Source organism: Arcobacter roscoffensis, assembly GCF_024267655.1.
Taxonomy (GTDB): domain Bacteria; phylum Campylobacterota; class Campylobacteria; order Campylobacterales; family Arcobacteraceae; genus Arcobacter_B; species Arcobacter_B roscoffensis.
Map to the genome: position 1 here is coordinate 965,520 of NZ_CP100595.1, position 23,055 is coordinate 988,574.

General features: G+C 28.7%; 24 protein-coding genes. 16 read left to right on the top strand and 8 right to left on the bottom strand.

What is annotated here, in order from left to right:
* The first annotated feature begins 9 nt into the window (after positions 1 to 9).
* The 5 genes from rpsE to infA are packed head-to-tail and all read left to right on the top strand — an operon-like array spanning position 10 to position 3,118.
* Positions 10 to 450, top strand: coding sequence for a 30S ribosomal protein S5 (rpsE, locus tag NJU99_RS04755; RefSeq protein ID WP_254577582.1), 441 nt, complete (start codon positions 10 to 12; stop codon positions 448 to 450).
* A gap of 4 nt (positions 451 to 454) precedes the next feature.
* Positions 455 to 853, top strand: coding sequence for a 50S ribosomal protein L15 (gene rplO / locus NJU99_RS04760; protein WP_254577583.1), 399 nt, complete (start codon positions 455 to 457; stop codon positions 851 to 853).
* Positions 854 to 855: 2 nt separating this feature from the next.
* The gene (secY, locus tag NJU99_RS04765) at positions 856 to 2,118 is read left to right on the top strand and encodes a preprotein translocase subunit SecY (protein WP_254577584.1); all 1,263 of its coding nucleotides are present in this window, start codon (positions 856 to 858) and stop codon (positions 2,116 to 2,118) included.
* Between the two features lie 2 nt (positions 2,119 to 2,120).
* Positions 2,121 to 2,885, top strand: a complete 765-nt coding sequence (gene map, locus NJU99_RS04770) for a type I methionyl aminopeptidase (RefSeq protein WP_254577585.1) — start codon at positions 2,121 to 2,123, stop codon at positions 2,883 to 2,885.
* A 14-nt stretch (positions 2,886 to 2,899) separates the two neighbouring features.
* Entirely contained in the window at positions 2,900 to 3,118 is a 219-nt protein-coding gene (infA, locus tag NJU99_RS04775) for a translation initiation factor IF-1 (RefSeq protein WP_072682044.1), read from the top strand.
* Between the two features lie 129 nt (positions 3,119 to 3,247).
* Here infA and NJU99_RS04780 read toward each other — a convergent pair whose 3' ends face one another.
* The gene (locus NJU99_RS04780; RefSeq protein ID WP_254577586.1) at positions 3,248 to 3,457 is read right to left on the bottom strand and encodes a transcriptional regulator; all 210 of its coding nucleotides are present in this window, start codon (positions 3,455 to 3,457) and stop codon (positions 3,248 to 3,250) included.
* A gap of 127 nt (positions 3,458 to 3,584) precedes the next feature.
* Here NJU99_RS04780 and NJU99_RS04785 point away from each other — a divergent pair, with 127 nt between their 5' ends.
* From NJU99_RS04785 to NJU99_RS04830, 10 genes are all read left to right on the top strand, one after another.
* Positions 3,585 to 4,256 (top strand): uracil-DNA glycosylase, encoded by a 672-nt coding sequence (locus NJU99_RS04785; RefSeq protein WP_254577587.1) that lies wholly within the window; start codon positions 3,585 to 3,587, stop codon positions 4,254 to 4,256.
* Positions 4,253 to 5,383, top strand: a complete 1,131-nt coding sequence (locus NJU99_RS04790) for a hypothetical protein (RefSeq protein WP_254577588.1) — start codon at positions 4,253 to 4,255, stop codon at positions 5,381 to 5,383. Before NJU99_RS04785 ends, NJU99_RS04790 begins: the two co-directional genes overlap by 4 nt.
* Positions 5,384 to 5,427: 44 nt before the next feature.
* Positions 5,428 to 7,179, top strand: coding sequence for an aspartate--tRNA ligase (aspS, locus tag NJU99_RS04795; protein ID WP_254577589.1), 1,752 nt, complete (start codon positions 5,428 to 5,430; stop codon positions 7,177 to 7,179).
* Positions 7,180 to 7,198: 19 nt separating this feature from the next.
* On the top strand, positions 7,199 to 7,993 hold the full coding sequence (locus NJU99_RS04800; RefSeq protein ID WP_254577590.1) for a metal ABC transporter solute-binding protein, Zn/Mn family: 795 nt from the start codon (positions 7,199 to 7,201) through the stop codon (positions 7,991 to 7,993).
* A 100-nt stretch (positions 7,994 to 8,093) separates the two neighbouring features.
* Entirely contained in the window at positions 8,094 to 10,670 is a 2,577-nt protein-coding gene (locus tag NJU99_RS04805; protein WP_254577591.1) for a chemotaxis protein CheW, read from the top strand.
* Positions 10,671 to 10,906: 236 nt separating this feature from the next.
* Positions 10,907 to 11,152 carry a type II toxin-antitoxin system Phd/YefM family antitoxin gene (locus NJU99_RS04810; RefSeq protein WP_254577592.1) on the top strand — a complete coding sequence of 82 codons (246 nt, stop codon included), beginning with the start codon at positions 10,907 to 10,909 and terminating at the stop codon, positions 11,150 to 11,152.
* On the top strand, positions 11,146 to 11,415 hold the full coding sequence (locus NJU99_RS04815) for a Txe/YoeB family addiction module toxin (protein WP_254577593.1): 270 nt from the start codon (positions 11,146 to 11,148) through the stop codon (positions 11,413 to 11,415). Before NJU99_RS04810 ends, NJU99_RS04815 begins: the two co-directional genes overlap by 7 nt.
* A 157-nt stretch (positions 11,416 to 11,572) precedes the next feature.
* Complete coding sequence (locus NJU99_RS04820) at positions 11,573 to 13,354, top strand: YgiQ family radical SAM protein (protein ID WP_254577594.1); 1,782 nt, start codon at positions 11,573 to 11,575, stop codon at positions 13,352 to 13,354.
* Between the two features lie 112 nt (positions 13,355 to 13,466).
* Positions 13,467 to 14,051, top strand: coding sequence for an adenylate kinase (locus NJU99_RS04825; RefSeq protein WP_254577595.1), 585 nt, complete (start codon positions 13,467 to 13,469; stop codon positions 14,049 to 14,051).
* On the top strand, positions 14,051 to 14,806 hold the full coding sequence (locus tag NJU99_RS04830) for a competence/damage-inducible protein A (protein ID WP_254577596.1): 756 nt from the start codon (positions 14,051 to 14,053) through the stop codon (positions 14,804 to 14,806). Before NJU99_RS04825 ends, NJU99_RS04830 begins: the two co-directional genes overlap by 1 nt.
* A gap of 3 nt (positions 14,807 to 14,809) precedes the next feature.
* Here NJU99_RS04830 and NJU99_RS04835 read toward each other — a convergent pair whose 3' ends face one another.
* From NJU99_RS04835 to NJU99_RS04855, 5 genes are all read right to left on the bottom strand, one after another.
* Positions 14,810 to 15,376, bottom strand: coding sequence for a tetratricopeptide repeat protein (locus tag NJU99_RS04835; protein ID WP_254577597.1), 567 nt, complete (start codon positions 15,374 to 15,376; stop codon positions 14,810 to 14,812).
* A complete protein-coding gene (locus NJU99_RS04840; RefSeq protein WP_254577598.1) occupies positions 15,373 to 16,395 on the bottom strand; it encodes an alanine racemase in 1,023 nt (340 codons plus the stop codon). Before NJU99_RS04840 ends, NJU99_RS04835 begins: the two co-directional genes overlap by 4 nt.
* A 3-nt stretch (positions 16,396 to 16,398) precedes the next feature.
* Positions 16,399 to 18,249: an excinuclease ABC subunit UvrC gene (gene uvrC, locus NJU99_RS04845; RefSeq protein WP_254577599.1), complete on the bottom strand. Its 1,851-nt coding sequence runs from the start codon at positions 18,247 to 18,249 to the stop codon at positions 16,399 to 16,401.
* Between the two features lie 57 nt (positions 18,250 to 18,306).
* Positions 18,307 to 19,947: a TPR end-of-group domain-containing protein gene (locus NJU99_RS04850; RefSeq protein ID WP_254577600.1), complete on the bottom strand. Its 1,641-nt coding sequence runs from the start codon at positions 19,945 to 19,947 to the stop codon at positions 18,307 to 18,309.
* Positions 19,948 to 20,023: 76 nt separating this feature from the next.
* The gene (locus tag NJU99_RS04855; RefSeq protein WP_254577601.1) at positions 20,024 to 20,926 is read right to left on the bottom strand and encodes a hypothetical protein; all 903 of its coding nucleotides are present in this window, start codon (positions 20,924 to 20,926) and stop codon (positions 20,024 to 20,026) included.
* 128 nt (positions 20,927 to 21,054) lie between these two features.
* Here NJU99_RS04855 and NJU99_RS04860 point away from each other — a divergent pair, with 128 nt between their 5' ends.
* Positions 21,055 to 21,750, top strand: a complete 696-nt coding sequence (locus NJU99_RS04860; protein WP_254577602.1) for an SOS response-associated peptidase — start codon at positions 21,055 to 21,057, stop codon at positions 21,748 to 21,750.
* Here NJU99_RS04860 and NJU99_RS04865 read toward each other — a convergent pair.
* Together NJU99_RS04865 and pnuC are read right to left on the bottom strand one after the other, a co-directional pair.
* Complete coding sequence (locus tag NJU99_RS04865; RefSeq protein WP_254577603.1) at positions 21,739 to 22,497, bottom strand: phosphotransferase; 759 nt, start codon at positions 22,495 to 22,497, stop codon at positions 21,739 to 21,741. The two genes, NJU99_RS04860 and NJU99_RS04865, sit on opposite strands and share 12 nt — an antisense overlap.
* The gene (pnuC, locus tag NJU99_RS04870; protein ID WP_254577604.1) at positions 22,478 to 23,047 is read right to left on the bottom strand and encodes a nicotinamide riboside transporter PnuC; all 570 of its coding nucleotides are present in this window, start codon (positions 23,045 to 23,047) and stop codon (positions 22,478 to 22,480) included. The genes NJU99_RS04865 and pnuC overlap by 20 nt, the downstream gene beginning before the upstream one ends.
* Positions 23,048 to 23,055: the final 8 nt, after the last annotated feature.

Here is a 23,055-nt window from a genome sequence, read left to right on the forward strand (position 1 = left end):
GGGTTAATGATGGCAGTAAATAGAGAAGACTTTCAAGAAGCAATCGTTAAAATCGGAAGAGTAACAAAAGTTGTAAAGGGTGGTAGAAGATTCAGATTTACAGCTTTAGTTGTTGTTGGAGATAAAAACGGAACAGTTGGATTTGGTACAGGAAAAGCTAAAGAGGTTCCTGATGCAATTAAAAAAGCTTTAGATGATGCATTTAAATCTTTAGTAAAAGTTAGTATTAATGGTACAACTATTGCACATGATATTGAACACAAATATAACGCATCTAAAATCTTATTAAAACCAGCATCTGAAGGTACAGGACTTATCGCAGGTGGTGCGGCAAGACCAGTTCTTGAACTTTCTGGAGTTAAAGATATTATTGCAAAATCTTTAGGTTCAAATAATCCAAACAACCTTGTACAAGCTACAGTTGAAGCTTTAGCAAGAATCAAAGGATAGTATGATGGCATTAGAAAATTTACAACCAGCTCCTGGTAGTACAAAAAACAGAAAAAGAGTAGGTAGAGGTCAAGGTTCTGGAACTGGTAAGACTTCTGCAAGAGGACAAAAAGGTCAAAAATCTAGATCTGGTTACAAGATCAAGAGAGGATTTGAAGGTGGTCAAATGCCAATGCAAAAAAGACTTCCTAAGATTGGATTCTTCTCAAGAACAGTTAAGCCTTACTCTATCAACGTTGATAAAGTAAAAGCTGTTGCTGCACTTGAAGAGATTACAGTTGAGTCAATCAAATCTGTATACAAATTATCTAAATCAGTTGTTAAAGTTAAATTAATTGGAGCTGCTGCAAAAGATTTAGTATCTAAAATTAAAGACGAAAACGTAACAACTACTGGAAAATAACTATGAGTAAAGATCTAATAAATAAGATTCTTATTACATTAGGTTTTATTTTACTTTACAGGTTACTGGCATACGTGCCGGTACCTGGTGTAAACATAGACGTAGTTAAAGAATTCTTCGATTCAAATGCAAATAATGCATTAGGTCTTGTTAATATGTTTAGTGGTAATGCAGTTGAAAGACTGTCTATTATATCACTAGGAATTATGCCTTACATCACAGCTTCTATTATTATGGAATTATTAGCTGCAACTTTCCCTGCACTTGGTAAAATGAAAAAAGAGAGAGATGGTATGCAAAAATACATGCAAATCATCAGATATACAACTATTGTTATTACATTAATTCAATCTATTGGTGTATCAATGGGATTAAACTCTTTAACAGGACAAAGTGGACAAAGTGCGATTTCAATTGATATGAATACATTTATATTCGTATCTTCAATTTCTATGTTAACTGGTACTATGCTTCTTATGTGGATTGGTGAACAAATCACACAAAAAGGTATAGGTAATGGTATTTCATTAATTATTTTCGCTGGTATTGTATCTGCAATTCCAAGTGCAATTGGTGGAACTATTGACTTAGTTAATAATGGTCAAATGAACTTCTTAACAGTAATTGCAATAATTGTAATTATTTTAGCTACTGTTGGAGCTATTATTTATGTTGAGTTAGGTGAGAGAAGAGTTCCCGTATCATATTCAAGAAAAGTAATGATGCAAAATCAAAACAAAAGAGTTATGAATTATATTCCTATTAAGGTTAACCTTGCAGGTGTAATTCCAGCTATTTTTGCAAGTGCGATTTTAATGTTCCCTGCAACTGTTTTACAGGGATCGCAAAATGAATACTTATTAGTTATTGCTGACTATTTAAGTCCAAGTTCTTATACATTTAATGTATTTATGTTCTTATTTGTAGTTTTCTTTGCATTCTTCTATGCATCAATTACATTTAATGCAAAAGATATATCTGAGAACTTAAAAAAACAAGGTGGATTTATTCCAGGTGTTAGACCAGGAGCAAGTACAGCTGAGTTTTTAAATGAGACTGCAAGTAGATTAACATTCTGGGGTGCATTATATTTAGGTGCTATCTCAACTGTTCCTTGGTTAATAGTTAAAGGAATGGGTGTACCATTTTATTTTGGTGGTGTTGCAGTATTAATCGTTGTTCAAGTTGCAATTGATACAATGAGAAAAATTGAAGCACAACAGTACACTAATAAATATCAAACATTAAGTGCGGTAGGTCTTTAAAAATGGCTATTCCAATTAGAAAACCTAACGAAATAGCTAAACTTAAAGCGGCAAATGTAATTGTTGCTAAAACACTTAACTATCTTAGAGAAAACGTAAAACCTGGCATGACTTTATTAGAAGTCGATGCCATGGGTGATAAGTTTTTAAGAGACTTAGGGGCAAGACCATCTTTCAAAGGTCTTTATGGTTTCCCTAATTCAGTTTGTACTTCTTTAAATGAAGTAATTATTCACGGAATACCAGATGATACTGTTTTAAAAGAAGGCGATATTCTTGGCCTTGATATTGGAACAGAACTTGATGGTTGGTATGGTGATTCTGCGATAACAATGCCAATTGGGCAAATATCAAAAGAAGATGAAGAATTAATTGCTTGTGCAAAAGATTCTTTATATCACGCTATTGATATTATTCATGAAGGTATGAGATTCAAAGAACTTTCAAAAGCTATTGAAGAATTTATCGTTGCTAGAGGTTATCAACCACTAGTAAGATTTTGTGGTCATGGTATTGGAAAGAAACCTCATGATGAGCCAGAGATTCCAAACTACTTAGAGAATGGTAGTCCAAAATCTGGACCAAAAATTAAAAACGGTATGGTATTTTGTTTAGAGCCAATGATTTGTCATAAGGATAGAGAACCTGTTATTTTAGAAAATAATTGGGATGTTGTATCTAGAGATGGATTTAGAGGTAGCCATTACGAGCACACAGTTGCTGTTGTTGATGGTAAAGCAGTTATTTTAAGTACAGTTGAAAACTAGGGAGAACATAAAAAGTGGCAAAAGATGATGTAATTGTAATTGATGGTAAGGTTATTGAGGCTTTACCTAATGCAATGTTTAGAGTTGAATTAGACAATGGTCATGTAGTATTATGTCATATCTCAGGAAAAATGAGAATGCACTACATTAAAATTTTACCAGGTGATAAGGTTAAAGTAGAAATTACTCCTTATTCATTAGATAAAGGTAGAATTACTCACAGATATAAATAAGGATTTTTCCTTATTTATATTTTTTTGGTTTCATAAAATATACAAAACTATGAAGCCCTAACAATTAATATTTCGCGCACTTTAAAAAGTTTACTAAAGGCTATGGCTTCATAGTTTTATATATTGATATTATACCCTTTTCTTGGTTAGAGTTATCTCATGCTCAATTATCTCTTTTTGTTTAATAAGAATTTCAAGGTTTTTTTTTAGTAGTTCTTTATCTTTATATGAGTTGATTATAAATTCATAAAGTTTAGGTCTATTTTTTTTCCAATTATGCAGGGTAGTTTTATTTACTTCTAAATCTTCTTCTAATTTTCTAAGACTAGGTGATGTCATTTTAGTTTTCCCAAAAAAATTTATGCGTATTTTATAAGATATTGGAACAAATGTCAAGTTATTTTTTAATACTGTACATATAGTTGGAACAAATAGTTACCAAAGTAAGATTTTTGTACAATTTTGTATGACAAAATCAACCAAATATAAATTATTACATCATTTAAAATTTTTAAAATCAATTGGATATTCTTATCATGAGCCAATTACTTTCATCTCAAATGAGATTAATGGTTTTAATTTACCAAACAATTTAGAATTACTTAAAAATAGTGTTGAAAATTGCTACTTATGCGAATTGTCAAAAAGTAGAAAAAATACTGTTTTTGCTAGTGGCAATATAAATGCTAAGATTATGTTCATATCTGACTTTCCTGGAAGTTTAGAAGATGAAACTGGAAAAATATTTGTAGGTAAAACAGGTGAATTACTTACTAAAATGATTGAAAATGTTTTAAATATAAAAAGAGAAGAAGTTTATATTGCTAATATTTTAAAATGTAAGCCTATAAATACTAGTTCTTTAAGTAATGAAGCAAATCTTTGTAAGTCTTATTTATTTAAACAAATAGAATTAGTTAAACCTAAAATTATTGTTACTTTAGGGGAAAATGCTTACAAGTATTTAACAAATGAGGATGTAAATATAAATATGCTTAGAGGTCAAACTATAAACTATAAGGATATGGTTTTAATACCAACTTTTCATCCAAGTTTTTTATTAAGAAACCCTTCTTCTAAAAAAGATGCATATGTTGATATGTTAAAAATTAAAAATCAATTGGAGTCTTTAAATTGAAACAGTTATTAAGTATTATATTTGTAGCAGCTATTTTTATAGGTTGTACACCTAAACAAGAAGTTGAAATTAATATTCCTCAAAAGGAAGTAAGTGAGCAACTAGGCAAGCCTATTACAAATGATTTTGAATTAGGACAGAATGTTGGTGAGCAGATTGAAGGGGTGGATCCTTTAGTAATTGAAGAAAATGAATTTACTTTAGAGGCTTCACAGAAGTCTGTTAATGTTGCTATTGTTTATCCTTCAAGAGTTGTGGGGCGATATGCAAAAAGTTCAATGAATACAATTTTGGGTTATTTATCTTTCATGAATGCAAGCTACAATGTTAAAGTTTATGACACAGAAAATGAAAATCCTGAAAACATTACAAAAGCATTTGAAGATTTGAAAACAGATGGATATGAAAAGGTTATTGCCTTATTTACACCAAGAGCTGCAAGTACTCTTCACACTTTAGATAGCTCTTCATTAAGTGTTTTTTTACCTCTAAGCAATAAAGGTGATTATGAAACATATAATGATAATTTTGTATATGGTGCAATTTCATATGATAAACAAATACAAAAGCTTTTAGAGTATTCTAATATTAAGAACACGATGTTTTATCAAGAGTCTTATATTGGTAAGAAATTAAAAGAAAAGTATGAAAAACAAGTTCCTAGTACGGTGACAACAAAGTTGATCAAAAATAAAAGAAACTATTTTAAATGGATTGTAAAAGATCATAAGTTAAATAACTCTACACTATTTTTAAATACTAAAATTGTTAAGACATCTATCATTTTATCTCAATTAAGAGCGTATGAAACTAAACCAAAAGTTATATTATCAACACAGTTAAATTTCAATCCTAAGATAATTGCATTAACTCAAGAAAAAGATAGAAAAAACTTAGTTGTTGCAAGTTCAATTGATAAAGTAGATGATAAATTAATTGATACAATTAAAATGTATGGTGGAGATATTGAATACAATTGGGTTGATTATTCAACGCTAGTTGGTATTCATTATTTATTTGAATCTAATCAATCAAATGGAATTAACACAAAAATTGAAGACAATAGAGTTATATATGAACCAAAACTATATAAAACAACTAGATTTGGTTTTTTAGAAATTAAGTAAAAGTTAGATAAAATCGCGCATATTTATTATTTATGGAGTTTGAATTGAGAACACATTATTGTACAGAAGTAACTGAAAATATCATCGGTGAAAAAGTTACTGTTGCTGGATGGGTAAACAGTAGAAGAGACCACGGTGGAATTATATTTATTGATTTAAGAGATAAGGGTGGAATAGTTCAACTAGTAGCTGACCCTAAAGAGTTAGATGTAGCTGAGTCTGTAAGAGACGAATTTGTTTTAATTGCAACAGGTACTGTAAGACAAAGAGGTGAGGGATTAGAAAATCCAAACTTAATTACTGGAAAAATTGAAATTGTATTAGATGAATTAGTAATTGAAAACAGATCTAAGCCAATGCCTTTTGATTTAAATGATGAAAAAGTAAATGATGAGATTAAGTTAAGAAATAGATTCTTAGAATTAAGATCAGATAAAATGTATGACATTTTCAAATTAAGATCAAAAGCAACTATTCAAGTTAGAAACACTTTAGATGAATTAGGTTTCTTAGATGTTGAAACTCCTATATTAACAAAATCAACTCCAGAGGGAGCAAGAGATTATCTTGTACCATCAAGAGTTCATGGAGGAGAGTTTTATGCACTTCCACAATCACCACAATTATTTAAACAATTATTAATGGTATCTGGTTTTGATAAGTACTTCCAAATTGCTAAATGTTTTAGAGATGAAGATTTAAGAGCTGATAGACAGCCTGAATTTACTCAAATAGATGTTGAGATGAGTTTCTGTGACCAAGAAGATGTAATCAAAGTAGCTGAAAAATTAATCTATGATACATTTACAGCTTGTGGAAAAGAAGTTCCTTCTACTTTCCCAAGAATTACTTATGCTGATGCTATGGAAAAATATGGTTCGGATAAACCTGATTTAAGATTTGATATGGCAATGGTTGATGTTATTGATATTTTTGCTAACTCAACAAATGAAATCTTTGCATCAATTGCAAAAGATACTAAGAACAATAGAATCAAAGCTTTAAGATGTCCAAATGGAGATAATATTTTCTCAAAAAGACAAATGAAAGGTTTTGAAGATTACGTTAGAAAGTTTGGAGCTAAAGGTTTAGGTTACTTCCAAATGAAAGAAGATGGATTAAAAGGTCCATTAACTAAGTTCTTCTCTGAAGAAGATTTAGAAGCAATCGTTAAAACTACGCAATTAGAAGTTGGTGATGTTGTATTCTTTGGTGCAGGTGATAAAAAGACTGTATGGGATTACATGGGTAGATTTAGACTTTACTTAGCAGAGCAAATGGATATTATTCCAACAGACGTTTATGAGTTTGTATGGGTTGTTGACTTCCCTATGTTTGAGGTTGAAGATGGAAGAACAAAAGCATTACACCATCCATTTACTATGCCTAACTTAGAAAAATGTGATTTAGACAATATCGATGATATTGAAAATATTGAATCAATTGCTTATGATATCGTATTAAACGGAACTGAGCTTGGTGGTGGTTCAATCAGAATTCATAAAGAAGAAATACAATCTAAAGTATTTAAACTTATGGGAATTTCTGATGAGGAAGCAAAAGAGAAATTTGGTTTCTTATTAGATGCTCTTCAATATGGTGCTCCATCTCATGGTGGTTTTGCAATGGGACTTGATAGAATGATCATGTTACTTGCTGGAACTGACTCAATTAGAGATGTTATTGCATTCCCTAAAACTCAAAAAGCTCAATGTCTATTAACTCAAGCTCCAAGTGAAGTTGATGCTGAGCAATTAAAAGAGTTAAGCTTAAGAATTAGAAAATTAGAACAATAAGTTTTACTAGGTAAGAATTGTGAAAAAAACTCTTTTTTTACTAATTCTTCCTTTATTGGCATTTAGTAAGTTTCAAATAACTGTCTATATGCCAATAGAAGAGTTTTTTATAAAAAAAATAGCTCAAAATTTTGTTCGAGCTAAAAAGATAACTTTATACTATACTGATAAACCTATTGATTTAAAATACTCAGATCTTTCAAGGTTGGCTACTACTAGGGCTTATTTTCATTTTGGTTTAGATATAGAAAAATCATATATCAAAAAACTAAAAGATATAAATCCTCAACTAAAAATATACGACTTATCTGTAGGAATAAATAAACTAAAACTAAAAGATGGAACTGTAAATCCATATATTTGGACTGATCCTTTGATTTTAAGAGATGTTGCTACAAATATTTATGAGTATTTAATAGAACTTGATTCTCTAAATCAAGAGCACTATAAAAGAAACTATGAGCTTTTACTTGCTAAACTTGATAAACTCTTTTTAGATATAAGAAACAACCTATATGAAAGTGAAATATATAATATCTATGTATTTGATGATTACTGGGATTATTTTGCAAATAGATTTGGTCTTAATTTATATAAAAGAGAAAAAAAGATTATCAAAGCTGATGAATTAGAAGATATTAAAAAGTTCGTAAATCTAAATGAAATAAAAGCAATTTTAATAAAAGATAAAAATGACATAAACTACGCTAAGTCTCTTGCAGATGAAATGAATATTATCATAAAAGAGCATGATATATTCGAGGAACTATTCTTTTTTAACCTAGAAAATCTATCAAAAAAATTATCTAAATAGTTATTAGAAATTATACAAGAGTATAAAAACTATACACACTAATAAAAATTATTTCTTTTTTATAATGTATAATTTATGTATACAAATTGGGAGAATTTATATGTCAAAAAAGTTTATTAATTACAAAGGTATTAGTGTAAAAAAAGATTTATATCCTATTATTAAGCATATTGAAGATGTTGATAAATATAGAGAAGAGTTAGGACGACTTAGTTCCTCTTGGGATATCTTTGCTCTTTTAGGGCAGTTGGGAGATATAAATATTGATATTGGAAAAACTAAAGAGAATTTTTTAAATCTAACTTCTACTTTATTAAATCACTTAAGTGAAGAAACTATCAAAAAAGTAACAGCTGAGATGAAATTTAAATCACAAGTTGCTATTGATGTTGTTATTAGAAACTTATTTGAAAGAACTGCTGATATTGGATTTTTAGCTACTGATGACGATATTAGAAACTTTATACAAACATATGTTTCTGATTATAATGATGAGAGTTTAGAGCTGAAAAAACAAATACAAAAAAGATTTAAAGAGTATGTGGCTAAATACTCTGTATATTTTGATATTGTACTTGCTAATCCAAATGGAAAAGTTATTGCAAGACTTGATGAAACAAATAAAGTTGATAAGATTGATAATAGTTTTATTCAAGAAGTATTAAATACAAGTGATGAGTATGTTGAAACTTATAAACATCATGATTTTATTCCCCAATATAAAAAGACACTAGTATATTCATATAAAGTTACAAAAACAAATAATCCAAATAGTGAAAACTTAGGGGTTTTATGTTTATGCTTTAGGTTTACAGACGAAATGAAAGGTATTTTCAAAAACTTAATTGATACTAGAAATAAAGAAGCCTTAACTATTTTAGATGAAGAGGGACGTGTTATTGCATCAAGTGATAGATCTTATATTCCATTAGGTTCAAAACTTCCTATTATTTTAAATGAGGATTATAAAGTTGTAACTTTTTCAGGTAGGGACTATATAGCTAAAACTTGTAAAACCAATGGTTACCAAGGCTTCAAAGGGCTTAAATGGTATGGGCATATTATGATACCTATTGAATATGCTTTTTTAAGTGATGATTTAAACCCTATTGATACAGATGATAATATTATTGAAGCTATGATGGATAATGAAGAACATTTTTCAAAAGATCTTAAAGATGTGTTTAATAAAAGTAGAACTATTCAAGATAATCTTAGTCGTGTAATTTGGAATGGTAATATTGCTCAAAGCAAGTTAAACTCATCAAATAGAGGTTTTTCTAAATCCCTTCTAAATGAAATTGGTGTTACAGGAGTTAAAGCAAACTCTTCATTAGACAACCTAAACCAAACTATAATCACATCTATTTTAAAAGATAGTGAATTTTTATCTTCCCTTGCTATTGATATTATGGATAGAAACCTTTATGAAAGAGCAAATGACTGTAGATGGTGGGCTTTAACTTCTTATTTTAGAGAAGCTTTAGATGATATGAACTCAATTGCTCATAAAAAAGAAGAAATTAGCTCTATTTTAAAGTACATAAATGATTTATATACAGTTTATACAAACTTACTTATTTTTGATAAGGATGGAAAAGTAATAGCTGTATCAAATGATAAAGATGAGTATTTAGTAGGAAAGGTTTTATCTCAAGAATGGGTTGGAAAAACTCTAACTTTAGGTGATACTTCAAAATATACAGTATCTAAATTTGAAAAAACTAATCTTTATAATAATGAACCTACTTATGTTTATTGTTCTGCTATTAGATCTTTTAAAAATGAGAAGCAAATAAATGGTGGTATTGCAATTGTTTTTGATTCAACACCTGAGCTTCATGCAATGCTTGAAGAAACTCTTCCTTCAAATAAAAATGGTGTGTTTGGTGTATTTACAAATAGATCTAAAAAGATAATTTCATCAACAAATAAAAGCTTAGAAGTTGATGGTTTCTTAGATATTGATGATAAGTTCTTTTCAATTGAAAATGGGCATAAATATAGTGAAATAATTGAATATGATAATTGCTACTATGCTGTTGGTGCTAGATGTTCTATGGGATATAGAGAGTATAAAAGTAGAGTTGATGATTATAAAAATGATGTATTGTGTTTTGTATTTATAAAAATTGGAAATATTGAAAATAGTAATAAAATTCTTTCTAATAAAAACAATACTTTTACAAATCAAAATGAGAATAAAAAGTTTGATGAAGATAGTACTGAACTTGCAACATTTAATATTGGAAATAAGTTTTTAGCAGTTGAAGCTAAAAATGTATTAGAATCAATTTCAGTTGATGAACTGGAAGAGTCAATTGATATTGATAAAAACAATCCATTTAAAGGTATGGTTTTATACAAAGATAGGTTGATTTCGGTTTTAGATATTAGAGACTTTATAAATGTAGAAGTTGAAGATGATGAGCTTAACAATATTATCTTATTTGAGTATGATAAAGATAATATAGAACATTGTATTGGAATTATGGTTTCTACTTTACAAAGTATTAGCGTTGTTCAAAGAAGTTCAATTCAACATATAGAAAACCACTTTTTAGGTTCAGGTACGCTAGTTCAAAGCTTAGTTGATATTACAGACAATAATGAGTCAAAAGTAGCAATGATTTTAGATATTAAGAAAATCGATGATAACCTTACGGAAAGGGTTTAAAAAATTATGGTTTAATAGTTACTATTAGAAGTGCTTAGCTAGAATAATTGTTTTTTGTGTCTTTCTATTGATATTTCAAAATACATTATTTAAGGAGTTTGTCACTGCTTCGACATGAAGTATATTTTAACATAGCATTTTTCTAATTCCTTAATTAGTTATCTTTAAGATTATCATATCTTGACAAAACGTACGATACTTAGTACAATATGTAAAATTAACTTAAAGGTTTACTTATGACAAGAGTTATGTCAGTAAGTCAGGTAAGAGCTGATATTTACAATGTAATGGATGAAACAGCACAAACTCATGAGCCTATACTTATTACAGGGAAAAGAAACAATGTAGTTATGCTTTCACAAGAAGACTGGAATGCAATAGAAGAAACACTATATTTAAATTCTATACCTAATATGGCATCTTCAATTCAAAAATCTATGAGTGCAGATGATAGTGAGTTTAGTGAAGATATTGAATGGTAGGGTATAAAATACTTTATAGTAAGTTAGCATTAAAAGATGCTAAAAAACTATCAAGTGCAAATTTAGATAAAAAAGCTAAAGAACTTATTGAAATTATCAAAAAAGAGCCATTTCAAAACCCTCCTCCCTATGAAAAATTGGTAGGAAATTTAAATGGTTCATATTCAAGAAGAATAAATATTCAACATAGACTGGTTTATGAGGTTAGAGAATCTGATAAGGTAATAAGAATTTCTAGAATGTGGTCACATTATGGAGATTAAGATAATAAGTCTTTGCATTAAATAGATAATTGATTAATAAACTCAAATGTAAGTATTCCCTTTGTAAAAATGATAGTGCTCCTTTATAGTATATGTTAAAACATATTGTGGCACAATACGAAAAATATAAATACAAATAAATTTAAAAGAATATATAATGAGCCACAATAAAAAACCAAATAATTTTTTACCAACTACTAAAGAAGAAATGAAACAAAGAGGTTGGGATGAACTTGATGTTGTCCTAATTACAGGAGATGCTTATATAGACTCTCCTTTCATGGGAATTGCAGTTGTTGGAAGAATCTTAGAAGATATAGGATTAAGAGTTGGAATCATAGGGCAACCTGATGTTGATTCTGATGTAGATGTTAAAAGATTAGGTGAACCAAAACTTTTTTGGGGTGTAAGTGGTGGAAGTATTGACTCAATGGTGTCAAACTACACTGCAACTAAGAAGTTTAGAAACTCTGATGATTATACTCCTGGTGGAAAAAATGATAAAAGACCAGATAGAGCTACTTTAGTATATACAAATCTAATTAGAAGACATTTTAAAAATACAGTTCCAGTTGTACTTGGAGGAATTGAAGCTAGTCTTAGAAGATTAACTCACTATGATTACTGGACAAATAAGCTTAGAAAACCAATTTTGTTTGATTCAAAAGCTGACTACATGATTTACGGTATGGGTGAACAAGCTATTATTGATTTAGGAAATACTTTAAGAGAGGGTGGAGATCCAAGAAGTATTAGAGGACTTTGCTATATTTCAAAAGAAGAACCTACTGGTGAAAACTTCAAAGAGATACCATCACATCAAGACTGTTTAGATGATAAAGAAAAATATATAGATCTTTTTAGAGATTTTTATGATAATAATGACCCAATATACTCAAAAGGACTTTATCAAAAAGTTGATACTAGATACTTAATCCAAAATCCACCAAGTGACCATATGGAAGAAGAGGAGATGGATAAAATCGCATCTTTCCCTTATCAAAGAGATGCACATCCTTTCCATAAAAAAGATGGAAAAGTTAAGTGTTTGGAGACTATTAAGTTTTCAATTATGACACATCATGGATGTTGGGGAGAGTGTAACTTCTGTGCTATTGCTGCTCATCAAGGTAGAACTATTAGAACAAGAAGTGAAAAAAACATCTTAGAAGAAGCAAAATCTTTTACTAAGATGAAAGACTTCAAAGGTATTATTTCTGATGTTGGTGGACCTACTGCTAATATGTATGGTTATGAATGTAAAAAGAAAATGAAACTTGGAACTTGTGTAGATAATAAAAGATGTGTAGATGCAAACAGACTTTGTAGAACAATGAAAGTTGATCATAGCAGAAACATACAACTTCTAAAAGATATTAGAGAAATTCCAGGAATTAAAAAAGCCTTTGTTGCTTCTGGGGTTAGATATGATTTAATTACTGCTGATAAAAAGCATGGTTATGAGTATCTAAAAGAGATGGTTGACCATCATATTTCAGGTCAAATGAAAGTTGCACCAGAACATACAAGTGATGAAGTACTTCATCATATGGGAAAACCAGGAAAACAAACACTTATTGATTTTAAAAAGATGTATGATAGATTAAATAAAGAATCAGGTAAAAAACAGTTCTTAACATACTATTTAATCGCAGCTCACCCTGGATGTGAAGAGAAGCATATGAAGGAACTAAAAGACTTCACTACAAATGAACTTAAAATGAATCCAGAGCAAGCGCAAGTATTTACACCAACACCTGGAACTTACTCAGCTGTGATGTATTATACAGGTCTTGATCCATTTACAAAGAAAAAAATCTTTGTAGAAAAAGACCCAAGAAGAAAAGAGAAACAAAAAGAGATTGTTATTGAAAAACATAGATTCAATCACTATGGTGGAACAAAGAAAAGAGAGTTTGGTTCTGGAATGCAAGGATAACTCTTAATGGAATAGTAGTTAAATCAAAGGTATTTCTTACCTTTGATTTAATAACAATTTTGATAAAATCTCATTATTAAAAAACTTAAATACACTCAAGGAAAATCAATATATGAAAAAACTATTTTTAATCATTGGAGCTCCAGGTTCTGGAAAAACTACTGATGCTGAACTAATTGCACAAAAACATGAAGATATTACACACTATTCTGCTGGTGGTATGTTTAGGGCTGAAGTTGCAAGTGGTAGCGATAGAGGACAATTAATAGACTCTTTTATTTCAAAAGGTCTTATTGTTCCTATTGATATTGCAATTGAAACTATAGTAGATGCTATTAAAAATGCTCCAACAAAAGTAGTTATTATTGATGGTTATCCAAGATCAAACGAGCAAATGATAGAACTGGATAAATACTTGGAAAATGAAAAAGAAGTTGAATTATCAAGTGTTATTGAAGTAGAAGTATCAAAAGATACAGCTTTTAAAAGAGTTCTAGGAAGAGCAGAAGAAGATGAAGTTGTAAGAGCTGATGATAATGAAGAAGTATTCTTAAATAGAATGAGAGTTTATACTGAGCCATTAAAAGAGATTCAAGAGTTTTATCAAGAGAAAAACTTACATAAAGTAATTTCAGGTGAGGGAACTATTGAAGAGATTGTACTTGAAATGAATGAGTTTATTCAATCTCAAATCTAATGACTAAAAAAGTTAATTTCTACTCAGTTATTATTGGAACTGAACTATTAAATGGGCGACGAAAAGATGCCCATTTTTCTTTTTTGAATGAACAACTTTTAGAAAGAGGCTGGGAACATAAAGCCTCTTTTGTAATAGAAGATGACATAGAGCTAATGCTAAATATCTTTAATCTTATAAAAGCTGATAAAAACTCTGTTATGTTTTGTTTTGGAGGTATTGGTTCAACTCCTGATGATTATACTAGACAAATAGCTGCTAAAGCTTTTACTGATTCTAAGATGGAATTTCAAGAAGAATCAAAAAGAAAAATAGAGAGTAGATTCAAAGAAGAAGCATATCCTCATAGAATAAATATGGCATATCTTCCTATAAATGCAAAATTACTTCAAAATGTAGTAAATGACATACCAGGGTTTTATTTAGAAGATAGATTCTTCTTTACACCAGGATTTCCTTCAATGAGTCAAAGTATGGTAGTTGAGGCTTTAGATAAACTATATCCAAAAAGTACTGCTAAATATAAAAGAGTTTTAACAGCTTCTTGTGGTGAAAATGCTTTAATTGATATTATGAAAAAAATGCCAAGTCATTTAGATTTTGCTTCTTTACCTAAACTTATAGGTGAAAAAAGAAAAGTTGTGATTTTTCTTGCTGGATATGAAAGTGCTGAGGTTGATGAGTATTTTCAACTTTTTGTAGATTATTTAGAAGAAAACAATATAGAGTATATCTTAAAAGATATTAGCTTTTAAAAGCTATTCTATTGGCTTATTATAATTCCCAATATTCCAACCCTTATCTTTTGGATATTTAGCCAAATTATAATCCTTCCAAACTTTTTTACATAGTTTATTGCCTTTTTCATACTCTTTTTTAGCAAATACATGGGCTCTTCCAAAGTTTGGAAATGCACCTTTTCCACTTGCATACATATAAGCAATATAGCAGTTTGCTTTATACTCTTTTTGTTTTGAGGCTTCTTTGAAATAGTATAAAGCTTTATCGTAGTCTTTAGGTGTTGTAAGCCCTTGTAAGAAAAGTTTTCCTACTATTAGTTGTGATCTTGCATGACCTTTATTTGCTGCGTATACGAAGCTATTATAAGCTTTTATTTTGTCATAGTATTTAGTTTTTTTTGATAAATATATTTTTCCTAAAGTATAATAAGCATTTAGATTTTTGTTTTCTTTTGAAAGTAAGAGTAAAGTGTAGGCCTTATCTATATCTTTGTTTTTGATGTATTTTAAGGCTTCATTATAATAGTTTGTTGTTGCAAATAGAAAGTTTGATAAAATACTTAGAGCAACAACTGCTTTTCTCAAACTATTTGCCTTGGTATTTGAGTACTAAGTGTTGTTATGATTTCATAAGAAATAGTATCATGAATTTTTGCTAAATCATTTGCATCATCAAAAATACATACTTCTTTATCATCACTATTTAATGATAAATTATCCATCGATACTCTTCCTAAAATTTTATAACCTTTAGGCGTAAAGTATTTATTTTTTTCATTTATTCTTAAAAAACCATCTCCATAACCTAAGTCATAAGTTGAAGCTATCATATCTTCTTTTGCGATATATGTTCCACCATATCCTATAGCTTGACCTTTAGTTATTTTTCTAGTTGAAATTTTACTTGCCCAAAGAGATAATACAGGCTTTAAGTCTGGTACCCTTAAAGGTTTTTTATTTTCAATATAACCATAAGTGGCTATTCCAACTCTAGCAAAATCTTCATCAAAGTGGTTATGTCTAAATAGAGCAGAAGAGTTGCAAGAATGAAACTTTGGAAGTGCAAGTGAAAGTTTTTCACATAAGTTCACAACTATTCTTTTAACATCCTTAAAATTCTCATTTTGCCAATAGAACTCAGTTGATAACTCATCAGCACTTCTATGGTGTGTAAAGACTCCTGTAATGTTTACATTATTCTTACACAATCCATGAATACACTCTTCTAGCTCATCTTTTGATATACCATTTCTATGCATTCCTGTATCTACTTTGATATGAACATTGGCATCTTTAGGTAGATTACTAATATTTTCTAGGGAGTTTAAAGCTATGTGAAAAGAGTGTGAATAAGTGGGGAAATTTGTTTCAGCTAGGATTAATATATAGTCAAATAATTTTTCTATTTTACTGGCTTCTTCATATGTCCTAACCACTGCTTTTTTTATTCCAAACTCTTTTGCCATAGTGGCTATCTCTAAAAGACCATGACCGTAAGCATTGTCTTTAAGTACTACGGCTACTTTATCTTTATTTCCTGCATGATTTTTGATTATTTCCAGGTTGTGAAATAAGTTTTCTTTACTTAATAAAATTTTTGCCAAAATTTATTCCCCGTTTTCTCTAAAATAATTATGTATTAAGTTTGCATCTTTTTCATTTATAACTTCTTTTAGTTCTTCAACTGATGCATTTTTAATCTTTTCAAACTCCCCAAAGTATAAAAGAAGTTTTTTAACTTTTGCCTCACCTATACCTTTTATTTGAAGTAGTGAAATTTGTTTATCTTCTTTTCTTTTTTGTTTTTTATGAAAGTTGATTACAAATCTATGGGCTTCATCCCTTTGTCTTTGAACAAATTGAAGTCTTTGGTCACTTGTTTTTAGTTTTATATTTCTTATTGTTCCATCACTATCTTTATAGTGAACTATATCTTTTGCTGCACCTTTTGCTCTGTGGGCTTTTGCGTCAACCTTCTCTTTTGCAATAGCAATTATATCAAGGTTAACACCAACTGATTGCACTATATCAAAAGCAAGTTTTAGTAGAGTTTCACCTCCATCAATAACCCATAAATCAGGCGCAGGGTTCTTCTCAAAACTTTCAACTCTTCTCATTAGCATTTCTCTCATTTGAGAGTATTCATCTTTTGATTCAAGATTATAGTGTCTAAAGGCTTTTCTATCAAAAGAGTTTAACTCTTCATTCCACACAACCATGGCTCCAACAGTAGCTTGTCCCATCATATGAGAGTTATCAAAAGACTCAACTCTGTAAGGGAGTGTTTGTAGCTTAAATAGATTTTTTAACTCATCATAAATAGTAGTTTGGTTTCTTGATGATTCAATTCTAAGTAGTTCATCACAGTTATTTAAAGCTATTTCAAGTAGTGTCTTTTTCTTTCCTCTTTGAGGATTAATGATACTAATATTTCTTTCAAATCTATTTTTTAAAAACTCTTCTATCTCTTCTTTATCTTCAACTTCTTGAGCTGTTAAAATCTCTTTTGGTAAAAGTGGTATTTCATTGTCATAATAATTTACAATTGCTCTTTTATAGGCTTCATTTAAATCTATATTTGAATTATCTTCTAAAAAGTCAAGCTTTACAAAATCATGAGAAGATGAGGCTAGTTTTCCATCTCTTATGAACATTCTTACTATTACTGCTTTTTTTGAGCTTGCTTTTATAGCAAATAGGTCTAAGTCTTCGTTTGTTGCTAAATCCATTCCTGATTTAATTTGAGACTTTTCTATGGTTTTTATTCTATCTCTAAGCTTCATAGCCTCTTCAAATCTAAACTCTTCTGAGTATTGCATCATTTTTTCTTCTAGTTTTGAAATAAGCTTTGCTTTATTATATATAAAATCTAAGGCTTCTTCAACAACTTTTCCATAATCAGCAGTTGAGATTTTACCTTCACAAGGAGCATGACACTTTTTGATTTGATGGAAAAGACAAGCTTCTTTTCCTTTTACACATGATTTTTTTTGTACAAGTGGAACTATTTCATAAATAGAGTCAAGCATATCTTTTGCACCTGTAGAGTAGGGACCAAAGTATTTGATATTTTTACCCTTATAAACTCTTCTTGTTATTTCAAGTCTTGGAAAAAGTTCATTATAATCAACCATAATATATGGATAGGTTTTGTCATCTCGTAGAAGAATATTGTATTTAGGTTTTAACTGTTTTATTAAAGAGTTTTCCAAAATTAAAGCATCATGCTCATTTGGAACAACAATCCATTCTAATGATACAACTTCTGTAATCATCTTATAAATTCTAGGACCTAGTCTATCTGATGGAAGAAGTTTTGGAGTAAATTTAAAGTATGATTTAACTCTATTTTTAAGTACTTTCGCTTTTCCTATATAAAGTAAATGACCATCTTTATCAAAGTATTGATATACCCCAGCATCGTTTGGGAGTTGTTTAAGTTTCTCTTCTAATTGCATTTTGAAATAATATCCAAAAAATGCTTTACAAGAATTATAAAGGTTTAAACAAAACCTTTATTTATATTTACTAATTATTTTTTGAAAGTTTTCATCATCAAGTAAATGAGCCCAGTCTTCATCTTCTAAAACAAAATCCTTTGTGATTTCATCATCTTTTAATGATTTATCTAAAATATCTAAGGCTTTATCTATTTCATCTTTTACAGAATATAGACATGCTAAATTATATTTTCCTCCACCTAATTCTATTGCTTTTTCATATTTTTCAAAGGCTTGACTAAATAAATTTTTATCGTTGTTTATTTTTGCTAAGTCAATTAATACAACTCCCCAATTATTAAAGATAGATTCATCTTTAGGATTTAAAATTGAAGCAGATTTATATTTTTCTAAAGCCTTTTTATATAATTTTTCATTATTGTCTATTCTTGCTAAATCAGTTAATGTGACTCCCCAGTTATAATAGATATGACTTTCTTTTGAATTTAAAATGGAAGCGCGTTCATACTTTTTTAAAGCTTCATTAAATAAGTCTTTATCATTTGTTTTTTTTGCTAAATTAGCTAACATATTTCCCCAGTTTTCTTGAAGTTCAAAACTTCTAGGATATGCAATTTCTGCTTCTTTATAAATATCAAGTTTTTTATTTATGTCTTTTTCTTTTTGTGCTTTTAATTCATAATCCCACCAACTAGGCAGTATTGATTTAGCATTTTCTTTAAATTCTTCTGAAGTAGATTCTTTTACTTCTTCCATAAATTTAGATAATTGCTGTTTATAGATTTTTACTTTTTTGTAAGCATTTTTTACAATAAGAGATTCTGAATCATCATCTTTAGACAAGGATTCTATTGATTCAAAACTGTAGACATTTTTTTGCAAAGAAACCATCAGCTCATCAAAGCCTTCTATTTTTACTATTTTATCATTTCCTTTTAAAACTTCTTTTATATTTTGAGGAATATTTTCAGTATTTTTTAAACACCAGTAAATTTCCTTTCTTGTAGAGTTTTTTAGAAAATTCATAATACTTTTATCATTTCCTCCATAACCTATGATTATTAAAGGTGAATTAGCAAGTATAGGTTTTAGTGCCTGTTCTAGTGGTTGTTCAAGTTCACAGGTATTATCTGGACTATTATATGGATCCAAAAGAATATCTCTATGGGCTTTTATAATTGTAGGTCTAGTAGAATTTAACTGTACAAAGTTAGCAAGAGATTCATGTCCACATACTAAAGGTCTTTTTGATGTAAATAAGAAAAGAGCATCTTCAATCAATGAGTCAAAGTTTGTTGTTATTACAAAGTTATGGTTTGTATTTTCTAAAATTTGAGAAAGAATAGTGTATCCAATACTTGGTTGTTTATTTTCCATTATCTTTTGAAGTGTTTCATAGCCATTTTGAGGGTTATATTCAAATCTTTTTCTAAAAATCTCTGTATATTTAGAAGCAGGGTTTTTTTCATCAATTTTATTTTCTTTTTTCCATGATTCAAACTCTTCTTTCAAATCTTCTTTTATTTCTTCAATCCACTCTTTCGCAAGTTTTGATGCAGATGGTATTTCACTTTGTACAGAAGCACCTGCACCTAAAAGAAAAACAAACCTAGTATCGCTTTTATTTTTATGATTATCTTTTAGTATTCTTACTAGGTTGTTTTGATTGATTTTAATTATATTTTCTTGACCCATTGAAGTTTCCTCTTTAAATTGTAAGGATATTATATCTGACAATGGGTAAATAGTATTTTAATATAAAATTTAATTCTTAGTGATAATTTATATAATAAGGTTGTTCTTCAATTATTTGACTTCCAACATTTTCAAAACCAAGTATTTTTTTTGGTGTCATTAAAGGTTTTATATCATTGTTATAAAAGATTTTAAATCCACCTATAGCTTTATTTGTTTGTTCTCTTGCATACAAGGCATTGTAGATTTTAACTTTTACTCCTGCTTGTCCATGTCCATCTATATTGTAGATTAGTTTTATGTTTTCATAGTTTTTTACTTCATTTTTTTGTCTTAACATTCTTTTATGAAACATATGAACTATTATTTTCTTAGGAGTTTTAATATCATTTTCTTTTAGGTATGAACCTACATACTCTTGTAGTTCATTTAACTCTTTTGCTTTTACATGACCTACATATTTTCCTGGTGGGTATCTTCTATGTGTTGGGATTTTGAACTCTGGGTCAATTGCTAAGTGTACATTTTCATATTTTAGATACTTAAGTAGTGGTTCTACAGCTTCTTTGGGAGTTTTTACTGAAAGTTGTACATCTAAAATCACTGCAAAGTTTTCTTTTTGGGCTCTTTTTATATATTTTAGTACAGTTTTTTCACTCATTCCTAAAAGGTAGTCATTTCTTCTTCCTGGGTCTTTTGTTGCAAGAGAATGAATAATATGAAAAGCCATTTTTACTTCTAAGTCCTTATTAAAAAGTTCTAAGTCTTTTTTATAGTATTCTTGCTTTTCTCTCATTTTAATAACTAATTCATTAATATTATTTTCTCCTAAAATTCCTAATGATTTACTATTTGGTCTACCATAGAAACCTACTAAAACTTCATTTTTATAGGTTTTTGAATATTCTATAGTATTTGCAGTTATAGTACTTGTAAGGAATAGGGCTATAATGCCTATATAAACTAGTGTTTTTCTCATTTTTACCTCAAAAAAAATTATTTAATAATTTTAGTATATTCTATTAACTTGAAATAAAATTTAAAACCTTTCCAATAAGGCTAATTACAGTTAAATACTATTAATATTTCATAAAAAAAGGAAAAGTTTTGCCAGGTAGATTAGCTATTTTTGATGATAAGTCTTTTAAAGAAGACTCAAAACATTTGATTAAAAATGATATGGTAGGTATCTTACAAAAAAGATACAATATTCCGCCAACTACTCCAATACCTGCACTTTTAAATAATGGCAACTATCTATATACTCATTTTGGTTTTTTACCTTCGTGGGCTACTTCAAAATCTTCTATGAATATAAATGCAAGAAGTGAGAGTATTTATGAAAAAAAGACTTTTAGAGAAGCTTTTAGATTCAAAAGATGTATTATTCCAATAAATGGCTTTTATGAGTGGCAAGTTGAAGATAAAGAAAAAACACCTTTTTTTGTAAAAGATATGAAAGAGGATTATTTAGCTGTTGCTGGTATTTGGGACGAGTATTTTGAAGAGCAGTTAAATATGAATATTGTAACTCTTGCTTTGATAACTTGTGATGCAAATGATAAGTTGGGAGAGATTCATCACAGAATGCCAGTAGTTTTAGAAAAAAAAGATTTTTCAACTTGGCTTAAAAGTGATGATTTAAAAGAAGTAAACTCTTTATTTAAAATCTATGATTCTTCAAAACTAGAACTTTATGAAGTATCAAGTGATGTAAATAAAGTTCTTTTTGATAAGCCTTCGTGTATTGAAAAGGTAGTTAAAAAACAGCCTGAACCAAGAGGTCAGTTATCACTTTTTTAAAGCTTCAAACCACAAAATCCAAAGATTAGTGCAGATTTTTTTGTATGCTTTTAGTTTTTCTTTATGCTCTTTTTTTACTTTTTTAAAATACTCTTTTAATAAATACTTTTCTTGTTTATCATTTAGTTTAAACTCTATACATAAAGCTGCTAGATCAAAAAACCTGTCATTTATACAAGCAAACTCCCAGTCTATAAAAAATGCTTTATTTTGATTAAAAAGTATATTTTTCTGATTTAAATCATGGTGACATAAAACTAAATCTTTTTTATATCTTTTAAGAGTGTGAAGCTGTTTTAAAGACTCTTTAGCAAGAGTTTTTATCTTTCTATCTTTAAATAACTTTTCATAGTTTTTAAAATCTTTTTTTAAATCATAAGGCTTTTTCTTTATTTTTATACTATGAAGCTTTTTAAGTGTTTTAACTACAGCTTTTATATTAGCCTTTGTGAGTTTTTCTTTATGTTCACCTTTTATAAAATCACAAATCATTAGAGAATTTTTTTTATCTAAGATATAGGCTTTTGCACCTATATCTTTTTTATAAGCTTTATTTTGTATCTTAAATTCAATTTCTCTTTTTTTCTTTTGTGTATGGGTGTGTTTAAAAACTCTTATACTATAAGTTTTTTTAGAAGTTTGAAGTTTATAAATAGTATTGCAAACTCCTTGATTTTCAAGAATTTTTAAATCTAAAAGCTCTTGATTTCCAAAAAGTTTATACTCTTTAAGCTTTTTGATATTCATAATCTCTTTTCCATTTTAAGTATGCTACAAATGCAAGGGCAGTATAAATTGCAAATAAAACAGCAGTTAGATTTAAATCTTTTTGAATATAAATGTAAATAGAAATAGCATCTATTACTATCCAATAAATCCAGTTTTCTAGTACTTTTTTTGCTAGCATATATGTAGAAAACACTGCAAAAACTGTAGTAAAAGAATCAATATAAGCAAAATCAGCATGAGTATATGTATCCATGATAAAACCAAATATTGAAGATATGATACTTAAAACTATGATTATTTGGATATTTTTCTTTATTCCATAACTAGTTACAACTAGTTCTTTTTCTTTTAGTTTATTTCCATATCTCCATGAGTACCAACCATAAAGTGCCATAACTAAATAGTACACATTTAAAGCACTATCCATTAAAAGTGCTACATCAAAAAATATTATTGCATAAATAAGGGTTGAAAAAAATGCAGCTACCCAACACCATAAATTTTGTTTAATAGCAAGAAGTAGGTAAGCAATAGATAAACTCATAGCTATTGCTTCCCAGTTTGACATAATCTTTA